Source organism: Pseudomonas sp. TH41, assembly GCF_016650695.1.
Taxonomy (GTDB): Bacteria; Pseudomonadota; Gammaproteobacteria; order Pseudomonadales; family Pseudomonadaceae; genus Aquipseudomonas.
The window spans coordinates 1,502,942-1,523,261 of the sequence record NZ_JAEKFH010000003.1 but is presented as its reverse complement, the minus strand read 5'-3'; the positions used below and the strand labels follow the sequence as shown (position 1 = coordinate 1,523,261).

The following is a 20,320-nucleotide window of genomic DNA, read 5'->3' as shown; positions in this document are numbered from 1 at the left end:
TCAGGACCGATAAGTAAAAAAGCGGCGTGCGGTGTGGTGTCGCAGCACAATCAGCGTGCCGTGGCATGCAAGCGCAGGCCCAAGGCTTTCATGACTTTCATAATAGTCGCGAATTCTGGATTGCCAGTGCTGCCCAATGCTTTGTACAGACTTTCACGACCCAGACCCGCATCACGCGCGGCCTGTGTCATGCCTTGTGCTCGAGCTATGTCGTTAAGTGCGGCACGTATGAGCACTCCGTCCCCTGCATCTTCTTCAAAGCACGCATCCAGGTAGGCGGCCATTTCTTCCGGTGTTTTGAGAAATTCAGCGGCATCGAAGCGGGTGTGTTCGGGCATTGGAGTCTCCGAGCAGTCTATTTGAAGGAGCTCAGTAACATAGGGACAGGGTAGTGATCCGACTAGTCAGCCGGTTTGGAAAATGGTGTGTGTGAGTTCCGATAGATATGTAGGGCGTTGCGCATTTCTGTAGCAGCTGCCGAAGGCTGCGTCCGGCTGCGCAGCAGTCGAAAAATCTCACACCACGATCTTGCAGGTAATCCGTGGCGTCAGGATTTACGACTGCTGCGCAGCCGGACGCAGGCTTCGCCAGCTGCTACAGGTTACGTGCGGGTTTCTTCTATTAGGGCTGCCAGCACATCTGTCGCCGCCCCAAACTCCCGATCCACCCCCGGCAACACCGGCCGCTTCAACACAATCACCGGCACCCCTCGCTCCCGTGCCACTTCCAGTTTTGGTTCGGTCGCGGTGCTGCCGCTGTTCTTGCTGATCAGCACATCAATCTGCCGGCGCTCAAACAGTTCACGTTCATCCTCGATCAGAAACGGCCCGCGCGCGCCGATGACTTCACAGCGCTCGTTGCCCGGATAAACGTCCAGTGCACGCAGGGTCCAGAATTGCTCCGGCGGGATTTCTTGCAGGTGCTGCAACGGTTCGCGTCCCAGGGTGAACAGCGGTCGCCGAAAAGGTTTCAGTGTTTCAATCAACTCCGCCCAGTCGCTGACCTCGCGCCAGTTATCGTCGGCTTGCGGTTGCCAGGCCGGGCGCCGTAAGGCCCAGCATGGAATGCCACTCAACTGCGCGGCGGTCGCTGCGTTCTGACTGATTTGTGCCGCGTAAGGATGGGTCGCGTCCAGCAGCAGATCGATCCCATCATCACGGATAAATTGCGCCAACCCTTCGGCGCCGCCATAGCCACCGACGCGTACCTGGCAGGTCAAATCGGTTGGCACGCGACCGACTCCGGCCAGGCTATAGATGTGTTCGGGCCCGAGTGTCCGTGCGATGGCCAGGGCTTCCGTCACACCGCCGAGCAACAAAATGCGTTTCATTGAAAAGCTCCTGCGTGGCCGACAATCCCGCCCTGACGATCGATGGCAAACACTTCAACCTGAACCTGCGCCGGCACCACGCTGCGGGCGAAATCCAGCGCGTGCTGACACACCGTGTCGCCCAGCGCGATGCCCGCCGCGCTGGCCATCGCCAGGGCTTGTTGGCTGGTGTTGGCTTCTCGAATGGCGTGCTGCAACGGTTCCTCGGCACCGACCGCCGCCGCCCATTCGGCCAGTTGCGGCAGGTCGATGCTCGAGTGTCGACTGTGCAAATCCATGTGCCCGGCCGCCAGTTTGCTGATCTTGCCGAAGCCACCGCACAGGCTGAGTTTATCCACAGGCACTTTGCGCAAATGTTTGAGTACGGCGCCGACGAAGTCGCCCATTTCGATCAGGGCGATTTCCGGCAGCGCGTAGACGCGGCGCATGGTGTCTTCGCTGGCGTTGCCGGTGCACGCGGCGATGTGCAGGTAACCGTTGGTTTTTGCCACATCGATGCCCTGGTGGATCGAGGCGATGTAGGCCGCGCAGGAAAACGGCCGGACAATCCCGCTGGTGCCGAGGATCGACAGGCCGCCGAGAATGCCCAGTCGTGGATTCATGGTTTTCAGCGCCAGTGCTTCGCCGCCTTCGACGTTCACCGTGACCTCGAAACCGCCGCCGTAATCGAGTTCTTTGGCCAGCAGGGTCAAGTGATCGGTGATCATCTTGCGCGGGACCGGGTTGATCGCCGGTTCGCCGACGCCGAGAACCAAACCCGGTCGGGTGACCGTGCCGACGCCACGTCCGGCACTGAAACGGACGCCCCGCTCGGCACTCAGGCGTACCTGGGAATAGAGCAGGGCGCCGTGGGTCACGTCCGGGTCGTCGCCCGCGTCCTTGATCGTCCCGGCCTCGGCGCCATCGTGCATCAGCCGACAGAACTCCAGGCGCATCTGCACCTGCTTGCCTTTGGGCAGGATGATTTCCACGGCGTCCGAGCTCACGCCACTGAGCAACAGGCGAGCGGCGGCGAGGCTGGTGGCGGTGGCGCAGCTGCCGGTGGTCAGGCCGCTGCGCAGAGGCGCGGGTTGTTCGGCGGTTTCGTCACGCATCGAGGGCTTTGACCACGTCCAGCAAGGTAATCGGCAGCGCCTGGCGCCACGTATCGAAATCCCCCAGCGGCTGCGCTTGAGCGATATGAATACGCGTCAGTTCACCGCCGTGCTGTTCGCGCCAGGCCATCAGGGTCATTTCGCTTTGCAGCGTGACGGCGTTGGCGACCAGTCGGCCGCCGGGTTTGAGTTGGGCCCAGCAGGCGTCCAGCACGCCTTCGCGGGTGACGCCGCCGCCGATGAAGATTGCGTCGGGGCGTTCGAGGCCGGCCAGGGCGTGCGGCGCACTGCCGCGAATCAATTGCAGGCCGGGTACGCCGAGTGCATCGCGGTTATGCTCGATCAATTGCTGTCGACCTTCATCCGCCTCAATGGCCAGCGTCCGGCAACTCGGGTGGGCGCGCATCCACTCGATGCCGATCGAACCGCTGCCGGCGCCTACGTCCCACAGCAGTTCGCCGGGTGTCGGGGCGAGGCGGGCGAGGGTGATCGCGCGCACATCGCGCTTGGTCAGCTGACCGTCGTGCTTGAACGCCGAGTCCGGCAGGCCGGCCAGTCGTGACAGGCGTGGCGTGTTCGGTTCGGCGATGCATTCGATGGCAATCAGGTTCAAGTCGGCAATAGCCGGATCGGTCCATTCGTTGGCAACGCTATCGAGGCGTCGTTCAGCCTCGCCGCCCAAGTGTTCCAGCACGCTCAGGCGACTGGGTCCGAACCCGCGCTCACGCAATAGCGCGGCAATCGCGGCAGGACTTTCGCCATCGTTGCTGAGCACCAGCAGACGAACACCGCTGAACAGGTGTGCATTCAACGCGGCGATGGGGCGGGCGACGACCGACAGTGTCACTACCTCCTGCAACGGCCAGCCCATTCGCGCAGCGGCCAGGGAACAAGAGGAGGGTGCCGGCAGGATCAACATTTCGTCGCCGGGCAATTGCCGGGCCAGGCTGGCGCCAACGCCGAAGAACATCGGGTCGCCGCTGGCCAGTACGCAAACCGGCTCGCCACGCATCGCCAACAATGCATCGAGGGAGAACGGGCTGGGCCACGGCTGGCGCTCGGCACGAATGCACGGGGGCAGCAAATCCAGGTGCCGCTGACCGCCGAAAATCCGCGATGCACGCAACAGTGCGTGCCGGGCGTTTTTGCCCAGCCCTTTGAAACCGTCTTCACCGATGCCTACTACCGTCAGCCAGGGCGTCATGCCTGCTCCTTGAAAAAATGACCCACAGCGTTGGTTGCAACCGGGTTCGGGCCTGCGCGCAATGATACCGCGGCCGTACTGGAATGTATGGCGGGTCAGTCATTAACGTGTCTGAGCGAGATTAAATATCCTGAGTTACTTCGCCGATTGTTGGCGTGGAGAGTATCTGGTTAATTTGAGGTGTTAATTCGTGCTGAGATTAACTAATCAAACTACATAAAAAGGAATTTTATGTTCGATCTATCCACCGACTTTCCAACAATGGAACAACGCCTGGACTTTCTGGGCCTGATGCCCTCGGCATCTGACGATTATGTAGCGCCAATCACACCACGCTCGCTGGCAGTCGCTCAGCCCCGCACAGCCTCCATCCATACTCGGGCAGCCATTGCGGGCAGCACGATTGTTTCTGTCGCCGGAGTCGTCTCCGAAGACGATGAACAAAGTGTGCTGGACTGTGCGCTTTATCTGGAACAATACACGGACACAAAGTATGACCGGGAAACCGAGTGGTATGAGTGGTTGCAACATTACACGCTGGGGCTCTGGCACCTTGGCTGGATTCATCAGCGTCCCGTCATGCTCGAAAGCCGACGTACTGTTCTGTACGAACCCATTACCCATGCAATCCTCGACACACTGAAACCGCAAGCCAGTGGGCCGATGTACACCGCAGCGATGGAGTCTTTTGAGGCGTTGAAAGGCAATCTGCAGGCATCCATGCTATTGGCACAAACCAGCGGGAGAGAGCGGGGGCGACAATTTCAAACCATGCCCTGCGCCTATGATGCCCGCGGCAGACTGACGCTCATGCTGATTCATTCATGGTATTTGGCCGCTGTGAACCCGGAGCAGTTTCTGTTCGTAAAGTGGCTGGAGCATGACGTCACGCTGATTCAGCACTTCGGGACGTTCACCCTGGACCGCAAACGCTTCGACGGGGTGGCCACCGCGATGCGGGCCAAAATCACAGAGCGCAGCCGCGACTATCTCCTGCGGATGTGAGAAGGCTCGAGCGTTCATTCGACAGTGGCGGGTAACCGGGGGCGTTAATGCGCTCGTTGTCCGACAAGCTTTTCATACCCCGTTGCAAAGCAGGCATAATACCGCCCGCTTCGCCCGCGAAGTGCCTCGCCACCTGAACGGGTCACACCCCCTTGAACGAACGTCCGTTGTCCTCTGCCTTACGCCCCTCGGCCTGCCCGGGGCTATTGCGTATTGTCCCGGCGCTGGACGGTGGTATTTGTCGGATCAAGCTGGACGGTGGCTCGATCAGCAGCGTTCAGGCCGAGGCCGTAGCGGGTGCAGCCGAGCGTTTCGCCAGCGGGGCGATTGAGGCAACCAACCGGGCCAACCTGCAGATACGCGGGATTGGCCGTGCGCAAACGGCGCTGATCGACAGCCTGTTGGCCGTTGGTTTGGGGCCACGAACGGCGGCGGGCGATGATGTGCGCAACCTGATGCTCAGCCCCAGCGCCGGGATTGATCGGCAGAGCGTGTTCGACACCCGGCCACTGGCTGAACAAATACTCGCTTCGGTGCAGAGTCACGAACGGTTCCACGACCTCAGCGCCAAGTTCGCGGTGCAACTCGATGGCGGCGAATCATTGGCGATGCTCGAACATCCCCATGACCTATGGCTCTCGGCCTTTGAGCGCGACGGAACATTACGGCTGGCGTTCGGTCTGGCGGGATGCCCGACGGACAGGCCCGCGGGCTCGGTTGCACTGGGCGATGGTCATGCCCTGGTGGTCGCGGTGCTTGCGTTGTTCCTCGAACTTGCGCGCCCCGAGCAAACCCGTATGCGCCATTTGCTGACTGACCATCCGGTCGAGGACATTCGGGTTCGACTGGCCGAGTGTGTGCCGATCCAAGCTGTTGCCGATTGGCAGCGTATCCCTGGCTCAAACGCGCTGCACATCGGCGCTCACCCCCAGGCCGAGGCAGATTTTGTGTATGTGGGTGCCGTGCCGCCATTGGGGCGGCTCGATCCCGCGATGCTTCGGGGGGCGGCACAACTGGCGCACGAGTTCGGCGACGCGAGCCTGCGTTTCACGCCTTGGCAAAGTGTGCTGTTACCCAATGTCCGTATCGAAAATGCCGCGCACGTCATTCGGCGTCTACAACGGTTGGGCCTGATGTGCGAAGCCGATCAGGCGTTGTCCCGGTTGATCGCCTGCACCGGTTCAAACGGCTGCGGCAAAGGACTGGCCGATACCAAGGGCGATGCCCTGCAACTGGCTGCGCTGTTGCAGCAACAGGGTCATGTGCCGAACGTGCATTTAAGTGGGTGCTCGCGCTCTTGCGCTGCGGCACATACAGCGCCGTTCACATTACTGGCCGTCGCCCCGGGTCACTACGATCTATATTTTCGCGATGCAGCGCAGCCGGGTTTCGGCGCCCTGCACGCACGCAACCTTACTATTGAAGCGGTCGCCGCCTTGCTCGACGCCCGCTCACGGAGCTCCCTTGATGCTTGATTACATCCGCGACGGTCAGGAGATCTATCGCAACTCCTTCGCGATCATTCGTGCCGAGGCCAACCTCGACCGAATCCCGGCCGATCTGGAGAAACTCGCGGTACGTGTGATCCACGCCTGTGGCATGGTCGAGGCCATCGACGGCTTGCAATTTTCCGAAGGCGCGGGCCAGGCCGGGCGCGATGCGCTGGCCGCCGGTGCCCCGATTCTGTGTGATGCGCGGATGGTGTCCGAAGGTGTGACACGCACTCGCTTGCCTGCTAACAACGAGGTCATTTGCACCCTGCGCGATGAAAGCGTTCCTGACCTGGCCCGCGAGTTGGGTAACACCCGTTCCGCCGCCGCGCTGGAATTGTGGCGCCCGTATCTGGAAGGCAGCGTGGTGGTGATCGGTAACGCGCCGACCGCGCTGTTTTATCTGCTGGAAATGCTCGACGCCGGCGCCCCGAAACCGGCGCTGATCCTTGGCTTCCCGGTGGGCTTCGTCGGTGCCGCCGAATCCAAGGCGATGCTCGCGGCGAACAGCCGTGGCGTGCCTTTCGTCATCATGCAGGGCCGGCTGGGCGGTAGCGCCATGGCCGCTGCGGCCGTCAATGCCCTCGCCACGGAGATCGAATGATGCAGCAACCTGGACGTTTGATCGGCCTAGGTGTCGGCCCCGGTGATCCGGAACTGATTACCGTCAAGGCGCTGCGCCTGCTACGCGAATCCCCGGTGGTGGCGTATTTCGTCGCCAAGGGCAAAAAGGGCAATGCCTTCGGCATCATCGAAGCGCATCTGCAAGCCGCACAGAATCTGCTGCCGCTGGTCTACCCGGTGACCACTGAAGCCTTGCCGGCACCGCTGTCCTACGAACAAGTGATCAGCGACTTCTACGATGACGCCGCCGAGGAAATCGCGGCGCATCTCGATGCGGGTCGCGACGTGGCGGTCATCTGCGAAGGCGATCCGTTTTTCTACGGCTCTTACATGTACCTGCACGATCGCCTTTCCGAGCGTTACGAAGCCGAAGTCGTGCCGGGTGTGTGTTCGATGCTTGGCGGTGCCTCGGTACTCGGTGCACCGCTGGTGTATCGCAATCAGAGTCTGTCGGTGTTGTCCGGGGTGTTGCCTCACGACGATCTCAAACGTCGACTGGCCGATGCCGACGCGGCGGTGATCATGAAGTTGGGGCGCAACTTTCCCAAGGTTCGCCAGGTGCTGGAAGAACTCGGCCTGGCCGAACGCGCGCTGTACGTTGAGCGCGCCACCATGGCCAACCAGAAAATCGTCCCGCTGGATCAGGTCGAACCGATGTCCTCGCCGTACTTCTCGCTGATTATTGTTCCCGGCGAAAGGTGGCAAGGCTGATGACTCGTCCTGTTCCAGCAATTGTCATTCTCGGCAATGGCAGCCTCGCCACCGCACGCGGTATCCAACAGTTGTACCCCGGTGCGCAGATCCACGGCCTGGCCGAACGCGTTGACGGTGCGGACCGTGTCTATCGCGAGTTCGGTACGACCCTGCGTGAGCTTTATCAACAGGACACGCCGATCATTGCGTTGTGTGCAGCCGGGATCGTGATCCGCACGCTGGCGCCGTTGCTGCTGGAAAAAGGCGCCGAGCCGCCAGTCCTGGCAGTGGCCGAAGACGGTAGCGCAGTGGTGCCATTGCTTGGCGGCCTCGGCGGCGTGAATGTGATGGCGCGGGAAATTGCCGCTGCGCTGGACGTCTCAGCCGCGATCACCACCAGCGGTGAACTGCGTTTCGGCACCTGCCTGCTCAATCCACCCAGCGGTTATGCCCTTGGCGATCTGGAACTGGGCAAGCGTTTCGTGTCCGATCTGCTGGCCGGTGAAACCGTGCGTATCGAAGGTGCGGCGCCGTGGTTGGCGCAAGCCCAGTTGCCGGAGAATGAACAGGCGCGGTTGACCGTTCATGTGGGCCATGGCGAACGAACGCCAGCGGACCATGAGTTGTTGATCTACCCGCGCAACGTGGTGGTCGCTGTGAATGCTGGCGTGGCCAATGTGCCGAAGGCGGTGCGCGAGGCATTGCATCAGGCAAAAGTCGCCCTGCAATCGCTGGCCTGCCTGCTGGCCGCTGACACTGAAATGGCCAGCCCGACGTTGCGTGAAGCGGCGCTTGAGCTGGGCGTGCCATTGCGGTTTGCCAGCGCTGACGGGGATCTCAGTGAACTGGCCCGAAACGCCGTCGGCCAGTCAGTTTCCCTCCTTGGCAACGACACCATTGCCATTGCAATCGCCGAGCAGCCGTTGGACCCGTCGCAGATCGGACGACCGCGCGGGCGTCTGGCGGTGATCGGCCTGGGGCCTGGTGCCGCCGAACTGATGGTGCCCGCGGTCAAGGCGGAACTGGCTCGGGCCAATGATGTGCTGGGCTACGAAACCTATGTGCGGATGGCCGGGCCGTTTCGCGCCGACCAGGTGCTGCATTGCACTGACAACCGTGAAGAAATGCAGCGAGCTCGCCACGCCTTCGAGCTGGCGGCCCAGGGACGTTCGGTCGTGGTGGTTTCCTCGGGCGATCCGGGGGTTTTCGCGATGGCCGCCGCCGTGCTGGAAGCCCTTCACGAATCCACGGATGCGAACTGGCACGCCGTGGATCTCGAGATTCTGCCGGGTGTTTCCGCGTCGCTCGCTACCGCCGCGCAGGCCGGTGCGCCGTTGGGGCATGACTTCTGCGTCATGTCGCTGTCGGACAACCTCAAGCCCTGGTCGATCATCGAGAAACGTCTGGATCTGGCCGCGAAAGCCGATCTGGCACTGGCTTTCTACAACCCGATCTCTCGTTCACGACCATGGCAACTGGGCCGTGCGCTGGAGATCGTCGCGCAGCATCGCCTTCCTCAGACGCCCGTCGTACTGGGCCGCGACATTGGCCGCCCAGGGCAGACCTTGCGAGTAACGACGCTGGGGCAACTGACCCCCGATCAAGTGGATATGCGAACCATGGTCCTTGTGGGGTCCTCGACCACCTGTGCTTTTCCTCGTTCAGAAGGTGGGGAATGGGTGTACACGCCGCGCTGGTATGGCAGCAAGCCATAAAGTAGCGAATAGCCGGCGCAAGGCCGGCTATATCAACTGATAAACAATTTTATATGGATTTAAATGTCGATTTTTTAATGGCGGTTTTTGTGTGCGCTATTAAATAATATTATACGTTTGTTGGTTTGACTGAAGAGGGGTTGCTTGTTAGGTTTTACGGGACTGCAAGATGCAGTCTAAGTTAATAACAAGGAGTTAAGTTGGATGATTGAAAGTAAAGCAATTGATTTGAATTTTGATTATGCGGCACAGTCGGAATATTTTGGGCTGGGCGAGGTGTCGACTCAATCTGTTCCTATGGCGCGAATGGCACGTTCAAACAGTATTTCCAGGCAAGAGGGGAACGACTCGGCTGCTGTTTTGGGTTCGACCATCGCTGCGTATGATGAAGCGCTGTCTGAGGAGGACCGCGAGGCATTCGACGATACTGTTCTTTATGCGGAACTTCGTGCCGACAAGCTCTTCGATCGGGAAACCCAACGTCGCGAGTGGTATCGCGAGTACAGCAAGGCCGTAACGAATTGCGGTTGGCCAACCATGAACGACCCGTACAAGGAGTACATCAGTCGGGAACTCGACTTCACCATGGATGAGGCTGCACTGCAGATCATCGCGCTGGTCGCCGGGGCGGATAAACTCAAAGTTTTACCGCTGATTTCTTCAGCCTTGAACGCCCTTGAAAAAAATGAAGGTGCAATAAGGCTGGTTGAAATCAAAAGTAAAAAGAATAAGGCGGCTAACTTTCAAATGGTGCCCTGTATTTCTCTGGGAGGACGGCCAACCATGATTGCGTGCGCCATGCAAATGGAGTCGCGCGAACTTATTACCAAAATACTGTTTTTCAAATATCGGGGCGAAGAAGTGAAAGTGTATAACGCCGCAACGCGCCGTACATTGAATCGGCGCGCTTATAATGTGGTCAAGGATATTGTTCAGGCTGAGGTCGACAGGAGTCGGCTGGAGTACTTCAAGACCCCGCTGTAAATTTTTGCGAGAGCTTCGCGGTTGGAAGCTCTCGCTTCTTATAGGGAAGTGAGACATGGAAAGTCATCGTCAGGAGTCTTTTATCGATTCCGGTTTGTTAAGTGTTTTGTCGGTTTCATTATATAAACAAATGAAGTGCGATATTTTGTATTCTTTGCTCGCCTCCCGACTGAAAGCGTCGAGCAAGTTTCCGAATGCCAGCGAGTTCTCGCAATGGCACAGTGTTTTTATCGAGGCCCTTAAGCAGTCCGCCTGGACTCTCAGGCGAGAGCAAGTCCTGCAGCCATTGTTCGAGAACCAGACCAGCGTCACGCTGACGGAGGTAATGACCCGCGCGATGATAGGCCGGTCGTTGCAGAGTGAGTGTGCGTTGGCGTGCGAAGCCATCGCCGACTTGGCCCGCCTCCCGACCGATTTGTCCATTCAGGCGCAGCAACTCAGTCAGCGTACGGTCAAGGTTCCGGGCGGGGGAGAAGAGCGCCGTTTTACTGTGCACTTGCTGTTTGCCGTGAGCACACAGAATGCCCGCATAGAGGTGTTCTACCTTGAGTTTGAGACGAAGCAAAGCGTGGGAGAACACTGTCTGGAACAGGCATTTTCGACACGTAGCTTCACTTCACCGATCGTGGTGAAGCATCACTCATTCGAGATGGCCGCCAGGGCTTTCTCGAAAAGCCGGGAACACATCGTCGCCTTTGTACAAGGGCACACGCTGATGGCAGTCAGGCCAAGGCTCGAGCTATCGCAGGAGCCATTGTCTTGTGGCGCCGTTATGGCACCAGATAGCCCTTCACCCCGGTAAAGATGATCTGCGCCGCCAGTGCGCAGACGAACAACCCCATTAATCGGCTGACAATCTGCAAACCCTGGTCACCGAGAATGCGCTCGATGCGGTTCGACAGGTACAGCACCACGCCAACGGTGAAACTGGCCAGGGCAATGCTGAGGATGGCCGTGAGTTTGTCATCCCAGTGTGGCTGGCTGACGCCCATCACCAGCAAGGCGCCGATGGTGCCAGGGCCGACTGTCAGGGGGATGGTCAGCGGGACGATGGTCACGTCCTGTTGCACGTTGTCGGTCTGTACCGCCGACTTGCCTTGGGCCATGCCCAGTGCCGAGATGAACAGCACGCTGCCGGCACCGATGCGAAACGCATCCACGGTGATGCCAAAGACACTGAAAATCACCCGTCCGAACAGGTACAGCAAGACGCTGGAAACCAGTGTGGCGACCGCCACTTTCCAGGCCAGTCGACGTTGTTCCTTGCGCGAATAACCGCGAGTCAGGCTGATGAAACAGGACAATACGAAGAAGGGGCTGTAGAGCACCAGCATCTTCAGGTAAACGCTGAACAACACGTGGAGCATGGTGCAAGCTCACTGGCGAGGGAAGTCGAGGGGGAGTCTATCAGGCGCTGCGGGGTCTGTCGGCTCAGGACGTTTGAGTCGCTGCACGGTTCAACTGATCGCGCTGGGCAACCCAATGTTCGATCAGGTCGCGCAGTTGCGACAGCTCGACCGGTTTGGCCATGTGCCCGTCCATGCCGGCCTGGCGCGCGCGCTCTTTATGCTCGGCGAGGATATGCGCGGTCAACGCCACCACGGGGGTGCGAATCCGCTGGTTGCCGACTTCCCAGGCGCGCAATTGCTGGGTGGCCGAGAAGCCGTCGAGGATCGGCATTTCGCAGTCCATCAGCACCAGGTCGTAACGCTGGGCTTTCATGGCCTGCAAGGCTTCTTCACCATTGCTGGCGGTGTCCGGTTGCAGGTTGAGCTTGCCCAGCATGCCGCGAATCACCTTGGTCGAGATGCTGTTGTCTTCGGCCACCAGAATGCGGAAATCGCTGGGGACCTTGACCGGCAACGTCGGACCGGTGGGGGGGAGCTGCGACACGGAGAGGCCCTTGTTTCGCTGGTTCAATTCATCCGCCAGCGTCGTCTTCAGGGTGTAGCCGGCCACCGGTTTGGCGAGGATGCGCTTGATCCCGGAATTGCGCGCGATGATCTTGCTTGGCGCATTGCTGATGCCGGTGAGCATGATCAGCAGGATGTCATGATTCAGGCTTGGGTCTTCCTTGATCTTTGCCGCCAGTTGCATGCCGGTCATGCCAGGCATGTTCTGGTCCAGCAGGACCACGTCGAAGTAGTCGCGCAAGTGGGCCTTGGTGCGCAGCAACGCCAGCGCTTCCTTGCCGGACGCGACGGCACTGACGTTCAGGCCCCAGGCGCTGCACTGCTGCACCAGCACTTTGCGGCAGGTGTCGTTGTCGTCCACCACCAACACCCGTGCACCCTGGAGTGGGCCGTCGAGGTCGGACGTCGGGTGTTCGAGGCGGTCAGCGTCCAGCGGCAAGGTCAGCCAAAGGGTGCTGCCCTGGTTGGCGCCACTCTTGATGCCGAATTCTCCGTGCATCAAGCGAATCAGCTGACGGGCAATCACCAACCCCAGATTGCCGCCGAGGCGGGTGGCCGAGAGAAAGTTCTTGCTGTGCAGTTCAGCGTGCATGAGTGCATCGCGTTCTTCGGCGTCCATGGGTTCACCGCTGTCCTGCACGGCGATGCGCAAGCGCGGTTTGGCGCTGCGTTCGTCGAGCGCGACAACGATCAGGATTTCGCCTTCGTCGGTTTTCTTCAGGGCGTTTTCCAGCAGGCTCAGCAGGGTCTGGCGCAAACGCGTCGGGTCGCCGCTGATGACCCGCGGTACTTGCGGCTGGATAAAGCTGATCAGCTCGACATTCTGCTGCTCTGCCTTGGCGCGGAAGATGCTCAGGCAGTCTTCGATCAAGGCGTTGAGATCGAACTGCACGTCGTCCAGTTCAATCTGCCCGGATTCGAGCTTGGAGATGTCGAGAATCTCGTTGATCAGCGTCAGCAATTCGTTGCCGGCGCTGTGGATGGTTTGCACATAGTCGCGCTGCTTGACCGACAGCGGCGTACCCAGCAGCAGCTCGGTCATGCCCAATACGCCATTCATCGGGGTGCGGATTTCGTGACTGATTTTTGCCAGGAATTCGGCCTTGGCATTGATCTCGGCGTTGCTGGCGGCCAGGTCGCGGCTGATGCTGAAACGGTCTTCGGTGATGCTGCGCTGGCGCTCGCTCAGGGCAATGCTCATCAACAGGCCGCTGATGCAGATGAACACCAACAGGATGGTGATCAATCCTTGTGGCTCAATCAGGGTCAGCCCCAGCAAAGCCGGCAGGATAATCAGCGTGCCTAAATTGAAGACCACCATGGCCGCCACGAACAGCCGTGCCGGTCGATAGCCTTTTTGCCAGTGCCAGGCGCTGACGAACAACATGGTCAGGCCCGCGAGGGCGACGAGTGCGTAAGTGATGATGTTCAGCGGCAGCGTGTTGACGAACAGCAGCAGCAGACCGCTGGCAATGATGAGCAGGATGTCGCCCAGCAGCACTTTGTTCAGCGGGTGTGGGCCGAGTGGGGCGAAGAAGCAATAGGCAAGCATCAGCCCGCACGGTGCCGTCAGCAGCAGGGCGAGGTAGGCGCCGGGCGTTTGTACTGCACGCCAGTCCGGCAACCAGGGCCCGGCCAGGTTCAGCAACAGCAGCAGGCTGAGCATCAATAACGCTTCGCAGGCGGCCAGCCAAAGGCTGCTGCGCGAGCGGGTGTAGGCGTAACGGATGAGGTTGTGCAGGATCAGCATGGCGATACAACCGAACAGCAGACCGTAAATCAACGTCTGGTTCTGATTGGCAGCGGCCATGACTGCCGATTGCAGCGTGATGTAAGGCCTCAACTGGTGATCGGAGACCAGCCGCAGGTAAACGTCGAGTGGTTTGTCGCTTTGCGGTAGCGGCAACAGGACGTCGCTGCTGGGCAACGGCCGTTCACCCGGGGGCTGCTCGGTGCCGGTGTTCAAATGCTCGATCAGCGTATCGCCGTCCAGCACATAAAGATTGAAGTGGGACAGGTCGGGCGCGAACACCCGCAGTAGCTGTTCATGCTTGCCGGGTGCAAGCCTGAAGCGCAACCACAACGCACCTTCGGGCTCGGCGGCCGTGAGGTGGTCCAGTTCGATAGGACTGAATTGATTGGTGTAGCGAGCGGAACGGATGTCGCTGAGCTGCAGATCGCCCTGGTCGTCGAGCAATACGGCCCAGCCACTGCCTTGCGCGGCCATGGCCGGGAGCATGCAGAGCAAAGTCAGCAGAGTGACGGTGAAACCTATGGCAATCCTGAGCCAGCGCACGGCGAAATCCCTTCGTAGGTTGATGCCAGATTATAACTATGCGCGGCGCCGGAATAGTCCGGCAAGGGCCCGAAGCCCTTGCCTGGCCGAATGGCTGTCTTATTCCTGAGTTTCGCCACGCTCGCGGGCAATGGCACGGTAGCCAATGTCTTTGCGATAGAAACAGCCTTCCCAATCAATCTTGGCCGCCAGCTTGTAAGCCTGCTGTTGGGCCGCATCGACGCTGGTGCCCATGGCGGTCGCACAGAGCACCCGACCACCGGCCGTCACCACTTGACCGTCCTTGAGCGCGGTGCCGGCGTGGAAGACTTTACCTTCCAGTGCCGCGGCTGCATCCAGGCCGTTGATGGCCACACCTTTGGCATAGTCACCTGGATAGCCGCCCGCCGCGAGCACGATACCGACACTCGGACGTGGATCCCATTGCGCTTCGACCTTGTCCAGGGCTTGCGCCAGGGCCGCTTCGACCAGCAACACCAGGCTCGACTGCAAGCGCAGCATCACCGGTTGGGTCTCAGGGTCGCCGAAACGGCAGTTGAATTCGATGACTTTTGGGTTACCAGCCTTGTCGATCATCAGGCCGGCGTACAGGAAGCCAGTGTAGACGTTGCCTTCCTCGGCCATGCCGCGCACGGTCGGCCAGATCACCAGGTCCATGACACGCTTGTGCACTTCGCTGGTGACCACCGGGGCAGGGGAGTAAGCCCCCATGCCGCCGGTGTTTGGACCGGTGTCGCCATCGCCGACGCGTTTGTGGTCCTGGCTGGTTGCCATTGGCAGCACGTTCTTGCCGTCGACCATGACGATGAAGCTGGCTTCTTCGCCGTCGAGGAACTCTTCGATCACTACCCGCGACCCGGCTTCGCCGAATGCGTTGCCCGCCAGCATGTCGCGAACGGCGTCTTCGGCTTCGATCAGCGTCATGGCAACGATGACGCCTTTACCGGCGGCCAGGCCATCGGCCTTGATCACGATCGGGGCGCCTTTTTCACGCAGATAAGCCAGGGCAGGCTCGATCTCGGTGAAGTTCTGGTAATCGGCAGTCGGGATCTTGTGGCGAGCCAGGAAATCCTTGGTGAAGGCTTTCGAGCCTTCGAGTTGAGCAGCACCGGCGGTCGGACCGAAGCAGTCCAGTCCACGGGCGCGGAACAGATCGACAACGCCCGCGACCAGCGGCACTTCCGGGCCGACGATGGTCAGGGAAACGTTCTTCTCGGCAAAGTCGGCCAGCTGCTCAAGGGCCAGCACGTCGATAGCGACGTTCTCGCACTTGGCTTCAATGGCGGTGCCGGCGTTGCCCGGGGCAACGAAGACTTTCTGTACGCGCGGATCCTGAGCCACTTTCCAGGCCAGGGCGTGTTCACGGCCACCGCTGCCAATGATCAAAACATTCATTTCAAAAACCTCGGATGACGCTGAATTCGGGAAACTCTGTAGGAGCGAGCTTGCTCGTGATGGTGGTTAACGATAACGCGGGGTGTCTGAAACAACGCGGCGACGTATCGTTCATCGCGAGCAAGCTCGCTCCTACAGGTGAAAGCGGTGCTATCAGTGACGGAAGTGGCGCATGCCAGTAAAGACCATGGCGATGCCGGCTTCATCGGCTGCAGCAATCACTTCGTTATCACGCATCGAACCACCTGGCTGGATCACCGCGGTGATGCCGACCTTGGCCGCGTTGTCGATGCCGTCGCGGAACGGGAAGAACGCGTCGGAAGCCATGACCGCGCCCTGCACCTGCAGACCGGCGTGTTCAGCCTTGATCGCGGCAATACGGGCGGAGTTCACGCGGCTCATCTGGCCCGCGCCGACACCGATGGTCTGACGGTTTTTGGCGTAGACGATGGCGTTGGACTTAACGTACTTGGCGACTTTCCAGGCGAAGATCAGGTCGTGGATTTCCTGTTCGGTCGGGGCGCGTTTGGTCACGACTTTCAGGTCATCGGCGCCGATCATGCCGATGTCACGGCTCTGCACCAGCAGACCACCGTTGACACGTTTGTAGTCCCACGCCGCGGCGCGATCAGCCGACCACTCGCCGCAGGCCAGCAAACGCACGTTGGCTTTTGCTGCCACGATGGCACGGGCTTCTGCGCTGACGGATGGCGCGATGATCACTTCGACGAACTGACGCTCGACGATGGCCTTGGCGGTTTCAGCATCCAGCTCGCGGTTGAACGCGATGATGCCGCCGAACGCCGATTCGGTGTCGGTAGCGTAAGCCAGTTCGTAGGCCTGACGGATGCCGCCTTCGGCGTCCGGGCTGACGGCAACGCCGCATGGGTTGGCGTGCTTGACGATGACGCACGCTGGCTTGACGAAGCTCTTCACGCATTCCAGCGCGGCGTCAGTGTCGGCCACGTTGTTGTACGACAGTTCTTTGCCTTGCAGTTGGGTCGCAGTGGCGATGCCAACTTCGGCAGGCTTGGCTTCCACGTAGAACGCCGCGCTCTGATGCGGGTTCTCGCCGTAGCGCATTTCCTGAGCCTTCACGAACTGGCTGTTGAACGTGCGCGGGAACTCGCTGCGACCTTCGGTGGTGAGGGTTTCAGCGGCCTGGTTCACGGTGCCCATGTAGTTGGCGATCATACCGTCGTAGGCGGCGGTGTGTTCGAAGGCCTTGAGCATCAGGTCGAAACGCTGAGCGTAGGTCAGGCCGCCGGCCTTGAGGCCTTCGAGGACGTTGGCGTAATCGCTGGCATTCACCACGATGGCCACGTCTTTGTGGTTCTTGGCTGCCGAACGGACCATGGTCGGGCCGCCGATGTCGATGTTCTCGATCGCAGTCGGCAGGTCGCAGCCTGGCTTGTTGATGGTGGCTTCGAACGGGTACAGGTTGACCGCGACCAGATCGATCGGCTTGATGCCGTGCTCGTTCATGATGGCGTCGTCGATACCGCGACGACCGAGGATCCCGCCGTGGATTTTCGGGTGCAGGGTTTTCACCCGACCGTCCATCATTTCTGCGAAACCGGTGTAGTCCGCGACTTCCACTGCGGCGACACCGTTGTCGCGCAGCAGCTTGAACGTTCCGCCGGTGGAGAGGATCTCGACGCCCAGGGCTTCAAGCGCTTTGGCGAATTCGAGGATCCCGGTCTTGTCGGAAACGCTGATCAAGGCGCGGCGGATCGGCAGGCGGGTAGTCTGGTCGGTCATTTCAATTTCCATCAAAAGCAAAGGAGTCAGCAAAAAAGGCGACCGTTTTTACGCGGGCGCCTTTCTGGTTTGATTGAATGCTTACAGCAAATCGTACTGCTTGAGTTTCTTGCGCAGCGTGCCCCGGTTCAACCCGAGCAGCTCGCTGGCCTTGGTCTGGTTGCCCTTGACGTAGTTCATCACGCACTCGAGCAGGGGAGCCTCGACTTCGGAGAGCACCAGGTTGTACACATCCGTGACGGCAGCGCCCTCAAGGTGGGCGAAATAATTGTGCAGCGCCTTCTCGACACTCCCGCGAAGGGTCTGACCTTCTTCGCTCGGCGTATTGAGGTGCTGTTTCAAATTCACGTTGTCGCTCACGGGTGTTGTTCCACTCACTAAAGTCTCGGTCATCATCGTCATGCGGCCACCCCCTCTCCGTCCCCTGTCAGGCTCTTATAACGTTCGGCGAAGAAGCTCTGAACGTTGGCGCATTGTGCTTCCGTATCTTCCAAACGATTGAAGTGGGCGCGAAACTCCCTGGCGCCCGGCAAGGTTGCGAGATACCAGCCCACATGCTTTCGAGCGATACGGACACCCATAACGTCTCCATAGAAAACGTGAAGTGCGGCCAGATGCTCTAGCAGAATGCGTTCCACCTCGATCAGTTCCAGTGCCGGGAGTTTCTCACCGGTACGCAGAAAATGATCGATCTCGCGAAAAATCCATGGCCGCCCCTGGGCAGCCCGTCCAACCAACAGTCCATCGGCGCCGGTCGCGTCGAGCACGTACCGGGCCTTCTCCGGCGAATCAATATCGCCGTTGGCGAAGACCGGCATCGACACGGCCTGTTTGATCGCGGCAATGGTGTCGTACTCGGCTTCACCGGTGTACAAATCGGCACGGGTGCGGCCATGGACCGCCAACGCCGTAATGCCTGCCTGCTCGGCGATCTTCGCCACGGTCAGGCCGTTCTTGTTGTCCCGGTCCCAGCCGGTACGGATCTTCAACGTGACCGGCACATCGACTGCAGCGACTACCGCTTGCAGGATCTCGGTCACCAGTGCTTCGTCCTTCAACAAGGCGGAACCGGCGGCCTTGTTGCAGACCTTCTTCGCCGGGCAGCCCATGTTGATATCAATAATCTGCGCGCCCAGTTCAACGTTGGCCCGGGCCGCCTCCGCCAGCATCTGTGCATCGCCACCGGCGATCTGTACCGAGCGTGGCTCGGGATCACCTTCGTGGATCATGCGCAGGCGCGATTTGCGGGTGTTCCACAAACTCATGTCGCTGGTGACCATTTCCGAGACGACAAGCCCGGCACCCAGTCGCTTGCACAGCTGACGAAAGGGCTGGTCGGTGACGCCCGCCATAGGGGCGAGAATCAAACCGTTATGCAATGTGTATGGACCGATGCGTACCGCCGACATAGGACTTCCCTGGTGTGGGGCCGGATCATGAGAGTTCGAAAAAGGGTTGGCATGATACCCGCTCTCGATGACTGGATAAAGGCTGAATTGAACAAAATCTGAACAGTTATTCTGTTATCGCCAGCGGTTTGGTTCCCGCAGGCAAAGTCAGAAAGCTGCCGTCAATCCTTGAACGGTGAACCGTTTCACTCGGGTGAATGAAAGCTCAGGCTGTAGTTCACCGCTTTAGGGCCTGGATCGAGAATATCCAGCGCAATGTGGATCGGCGTTTGCGGAGGCATTTCAACCATGCCTTCGAGGTCGCCGTTGAGGTATTCGCCGGGCTTGAACCGACGGCTGGCGATCAGATGACCGTTGAGGTCGGCAAAGCGCAGTTCCAGCAGCGGGAACGGCTGAGAGAAGGGCGCACGGTTGTAGATGATCGCATCGACCACCAGGGCACCACTGAAGTCCGGGTGACTGCGAACCACCAGGTTGCTGCTTTTTATTTTCGCAATGTCGACTTTGGACGGCACCGTGCAACCGATTTGCGGGCACAGTTGCTGGAACCACGGACGGTACTGGTCCTGGCGTGCCAGTTCGTCGAAATGGTAGGCGACGTACTGACCGACAAGACCGGCGGCACCGAGCAGGATTAGCAGCAGCCAGAAAAACCGGCGGCCCCACGGTGAGCGGCGCTTTTGCCAATCGAGTTGCAGCGGATCATCGGTCAGGTCCTGCAGCACCTCGGCGTGTATGGCCGGTTCGCTGCGTTCGCGGCGCTTGCGCAGGGGGGCGATGGACGGCAGGTCGTCGTCAATCTCGTCGGTTGCCGACAGGCGTTCGTGATGAGTCGGGGGGTCGAGCGGGTCGTGCAGGCGCAGCTGTGGCGGCTGAGGTTCGTCATCCAGTTCGACCGGCTCAAGCGACAGCGAAGGTTCGGTGCGCTCGTGGTTGCTCGGCTCGAGTTCCAGTTCCGGCAAGTCGTCTTCGGCGGTCCGTGCGCGATCGGCAGCCGACTCACTGAACAGGCTGTCGGACCAGGGTTCTTCGGTCTCGGGGTTGTCGCGATGAGCACTCAGACTGTCTTCGCGGTGCCGGCCGAATTCGGTGGTCGGCTGGATTTCCCGCTGCTCGAGGCGCGCGAGTTCTTCGTCCAGGTCCAGGCTGTCCAGGTCCAGTTCGGAGGCGGTCCATTGCTTCAGGCTGATGGCCCGTTGCTCCGGCGCGTCGACGATGGGCGGGGCGGTTGGCACAACCGCTTCCTTGCCGGCCTGCTCAAGCAATTGCTTGGCGGCGTTAAACACCTGCAAGCACGAGCCGCAACGAACTACTCCGCGGGCCACGCTCAACTGAGCATGGCTGACACGGAAGCTGGTTTGGCAATGCGGGCACTGGGTGACGAAGCTGTCGGTCATGCGGCGATCC

General features: G+C 60.2%; 18 protein-coding genes. 7 read left to right on the top strand and 11 right to left on the bottom strand.

Translation table 11 applies throughout. The features are described from left to right. Positions 1 to 50: 50 nt before the first annotated feature. The 4 genes from JFU37_RS09660 to cbiE all read right to left on the bottom strand — a co-directional run bounded on the left by JFU37_RS09660 (position 51) and on the right by cbiE (position 3,628). On the bottom strand, positions 51 to 338 hold the full coding sequence (locus JFU37_RS09660; protein WP_201115081.1) for an addiction module antidote protein: 288 nt from the start codon (positions 336 to 338) through the stop codon (positions 51 to 53). A gap of 263 nt (positions 339 to 601) precedes the next feature. After that, positions 602 to 1,330 carry a cobalt-precorrin-6A reductase gene (locus tag JFU37_RS09655; RefSeq protein ID WP_201115080.1) on the bottom strand — a complete coding sequence of 243 codons (729 nt, stop codon included), beginning with the start codon at positions 1,328 to 1,330 and terminating at the stop codon, positions 602 to 604. Further along, the gene (locus tag JFU37_RS09650; protein ID WP_201115079.1) at positions 1,327 to 2,424 is read right to left on the bottom strand and encodes a cobalt-precorrin-5B (C(1))-methyltransferase; all 1,098 of its coding nucleotides are present in this window, start codon (positions 2,422 to 2,424) and stop codon (positions 1,327 to 1,329) included. The genes JFU37_RS09655 and JFU37_RS09650 overlap by 4 nt, the downstream gene beginning before the upstream one ends. After that, on the bottom strand, positions 2,417 to 3,628 hold the full coding sequence (gene cbiE, locus JFU37_RS09645) for a precorrin-6y C5,15-methyltransferase (decarboxylating) subunit CbiE (RefSeq protein ID WP_201115078.1): 1,212 nt from the start codon (positions 3,626 to 3,628) through the stop codon (positions 2,417 to 2,419). Before cbiE ends, JFU37_RS09650 begins: the two co-directional genes overlap by 8 nt. A gap of 231 nt (positions 3,629 to 3,859) precedes the next feature. On the opposite strand from cbiE, the gene JFU37_RS09640 reads away from it, so the two are divergent. The 7 genes from JFU37_RS09640 to JFU37_RS09610 all read left to right on the top strand — a co-directional run bounded on the left by JFU37_RS09640 (position 3,860) and on the right by JFU37_RS09610 (position 10,941). Further along, positions 3,860 to 4,633, top strand: coding sequence for a hypothetical protein (locus JFU37_RS09640; RefSeq protein WP_201115077.1), 774 nt, complete (start codon positions 3,860 to 3,862; stop codon positions 4,631 to 4,633). 167 nt (positions 4,634 to 4,800) lie between these two features. Beyond that, positions 4,801 to 6,108, top strand: a complete 1,308-nt coding sequence (gene cobG / locus JFU37_RS09635; RefSeq protein ID WP_242485722.1) for a precorrin-3B synthase — start codon at positions 4,801 to 4,803, stop codon at positions 6,106 to 6,108. Beyond that, complete coding sequence (locus JFU37_RS09630; protein ID WP_201115075.1) at positions 6,101 to 6,727, top strand: precorrin-8X methylmutase; 627 nt, start codon at positions 6,101 to 6,103, stop codon at positions 6,725 to 6,727. Before cobG ends, JFU37_RS09630 begins: the two co-directional genes overlap by 8 nt. Beyond that, positions 6,727 to 7,458: a precorrin-2 C(20)-methyltransferase gene (locus tag JFU37_RS09625; protein ID WP_201116461.1), complete on the top strand. Its 732-nt coding sequence runs from the start codon at positions 6,727 to 6,729 to the stop codon at positions 7,456 to 7,458. Before JFU37_RS09630 ends, JFU37_RS09625 begins: the two co-directional genes overlap by 1 nt. After that, entirely contained in the window at positions 7,458 to 9,155 is a 1,698-nt protein-coding gene (gene cobJ, locus JFU37_RS09620; protein WP_201115074.1) for a precorrin-3B C(17)-methyltransferase, read from the top strand. The genes JFU37_RS09625 and cobJ overlap by 1 nt, the downstream gene beginning before the upstream one ends. A gap of 204 nt (positions 9,156 to 9,359) precedes the next feature. Beyond that, positions 9,360 to 10,139: a hypothetical protein gene (locus JFU37_RS09615; protein WP_201115073.1), complete on the top strand. Its 780-nt coding sequence runs from the start codon at positions 9,360 to 9,362 to the stop codon at positions 10,137 to 10,139. A gap of 55 nt (positions 10,140 to 10,194) precedes the next feature. Further along, positions 10,195 to 10,941 carry a hypothetical protein gene (locus tag JFU37_RS09610; protein WP_201115072.1) on the top strand — a complete coding sequence of 249 codons (747 nt, stop codon included), beginning with the start codon at positions 10,195 to 10,197 and terminating at the stop codon, positions 10,939 to 10,941. Here the strand turns inward: JFU37_RS09610 and JFU37_RS09605 are convergent. The 7 genes from JFU37_RS09605 to JFU37_RS09575 all read right to left on the bottom strand — a co-directional run bounded on the left by JFU37_RS09605 (position 10,910) and on the right by JFU37_RS09575 (position 20,310). Then, positions 10,910 to 11,506 carry a MarC family protein gene (locus tag JFU37_RS09605; protein WP_054044032.1) on the bottom strand — a complete coding sequence of 199 codons (597 nt, stop codon included), beginning with the start codon at positions 11,504 to 11,506 and terminating at the stop codon, positions 10,910 to 10,912. The two genes, JFU37_RS09610 and JFU37_RS09605, sit on opposite strands and share 32 nt — an antisense overlap. 64 nt (positions 11,507 to 11,570) lie before the next feature. After that, the gene (locus tag JFU37_RS09600; RefSeq protein WP_201115071.1) at positions 11,571 to 14,348 is read right to left on the bottom strand and encodes a response regulator; all 2,778 of its coding nucleotides are present in this window, start codon (positions 14,346 to 14,348) and stop codon (positions 11,571 to 11,573) included. 99 nt (positions 14,349 to 14,447) lie between these two features. Next, complete coding sequence (gene purD / locus JFU37_RS09595) at positions 14,448 to 15,743, bottom strand: phosphoribosylamine--glycine ligase (protein WP_201115070.1); 1,296 nt, start codon at positions 15,741 to 15,743, stop codon at positions 14,448 to 14,450. 153 nt (positions 15,744 to 15,896) lie between these two features. Then, complete coding sequence (gene purH / locus JFU37_RS09590; protein WP_201115069.1) at positions 15,897 to 17,504, bottom strand: bifunctional phosphoribosylaminoimidazolecarboxamide formyltransferase/IMP cyclohydrolase; 1,608 nt, start codon at positions 17,502 to 17,504, stop codon at positions 15,897 to 15,899. An 81-nt stretch (positions 17,505 to 17,585) separates the two neighbouring features. Then, positions 17,586 to 17,906 carry a DNA-binding transcriptional regulator Fis gene (gene fis, locus JFU37_RS09585; RefSeq protein ID WP_007907419.1) on the bottom strand — a complete coding sequence of 107 codons (321 nt, stop codon included), beginning with the start codon at positions 17,904 to 17,906 and terminating at the stop codon, positions 17,586 to 17,588. After that, a complete protein-coding gene (gene dusB, locus JFU37_RS09580; RefSeq protein ID WP_201115068.1) occupies positions 17,903 to 18,913 on the bottom strand; it encodes a tRNA dihydrouridine synthase DusB in 1,011 nt (336 codons plus the stop codon). Before dusB ends, fis begins: the two co-directional genes overlap by 4 nt. Before the next feature lie 185 nt (positions 18,914 to 19,098). Beyond that, complete coding sequence (locus JFU37_RS09575) at positions 19,099 to 20,310, bottom strand: DUF3426 domain-containing protein (RefSeq protein WP_201115067.1); 1,212 nt, start codon at positions 20,308 to 20,310, stop codon at positions 19,099 to 19,101. Positions 20,311 to 20,320 lie beyond the last annotated feature (10 nt).

Excerpts from the sequence above, each read along its gene's own strand:
- JFU37_RS09630 (WP_201115075.1), top strand. The coding sequence starts at position 6,101 with ATGCTTGATTACATCCGCGACGGTCAGGAGATCTATCGCAACTCCTTC.
- JFU37_RS09605 (WP_054044032.1), bottom strand. The coding sequence starts at position 11,506 with ATGCTCCACGTGTTGTTCAGCGTTTACCTGAAGATGCTGGTGCTCTAC.
- JFU37_RS09650 (WP_201115079.1), bottom strand. The coding sequence starts at position 2,424 with ATGCGTGACGAAACCGCCGAACAACCCGCGCCTCTGCGCAGCGGCCTG.
- JFU37_RS09615 (WP_201115073.1), top strand. The coding sequence starts at position 9,360 with ATGATTGAAAGTAAAGCAATTGATTTGAATTTTGATTATGCGGCACAG.
- JFU37_RS09575 (WP_201115067.1), bottom strand. The coding sequence starts at position 20,310 with ATGACCGACAGCTTCGTCACCCAGTGCCCGCATTGCCAAACCAGCTTC.
- purH (WP_201115069.1), bottom strand. The coding sequence starts at position 17,504 with ATGACCGACCAGACTACCCGCCTGCCGATCCGCCGCGCCTTGATCAGC.
- JFU37_RS09660 (WP_201115081.1), bottom strand. The coding sequence starts at position 338 with ATGCCCGAACACACCCGCTTCGATGCCGCTGAATTTCTCAAAACACCG.
- JFU37_RS09625 (WP_201116461.1), top strand. The coding sequence starts at position 6,727 with ATGCAGCAACCTGGACGTTTGATCGGCCTAGGTGTCGGCCCCGGTGAT.
- cobJ (WP_201115074.1), top strand. The coding sequence starts at position 7,458 with ATGACTCGTCCTGTTCCAGCAATTGTCATTCTCGGCAATGGCAGCCTC.
- dusB (WP_201115068.1), bottom strand. The coding sequence starts at position 18,913 with ATGTCGGCGGTACGCATCGGTCCATACACATTGCATAACGGTTTGATT.
- purD (WP_201115070.1), bottom strand. The coding sequence starts at position 15,743 with ATGAATGTTTTGATCATTGGCAGCGGTGGCCGTGAACACGCCCTGGCC.
- JFU37_RS09655 (WP_201115080.1), bottom strand. The coding sequence starts at position 1,330 with ATGAAACGCATTTTGTTGCTCGGCGGTGTGACGGAAGCCCTGGCCATC.
- fis (WP_007907419.1), bottom strand. The coding sequence starts at position 17,906 with ATGACGATGATGACCGAGACTTTAGTGAGTGGAACAACACCCGTGAGC.
- cbiE (WP_201115078.1), bottom strand. The coding sequence starts at position 3,628 with ATGACGCCCTGGCTGACGGTAGTAGGCATCGGTGAAGACGGTTTCAAA.
- JFU37_RS09640 (WP_201115077.1), top strand. The coding sequence starts at position 3,860 with ATGTTCGATCTATCCACCGACTTTCCAACAATGGAACAACGCCTGGAC.
- JFU37_RS09610 (WP_201115072.1), top strand. The coding sequence starts at position 10,195 with ATGGAAAGTCATCGTCAGGAGTCTTTTATCGATTCCGGTTTGTTAAGT.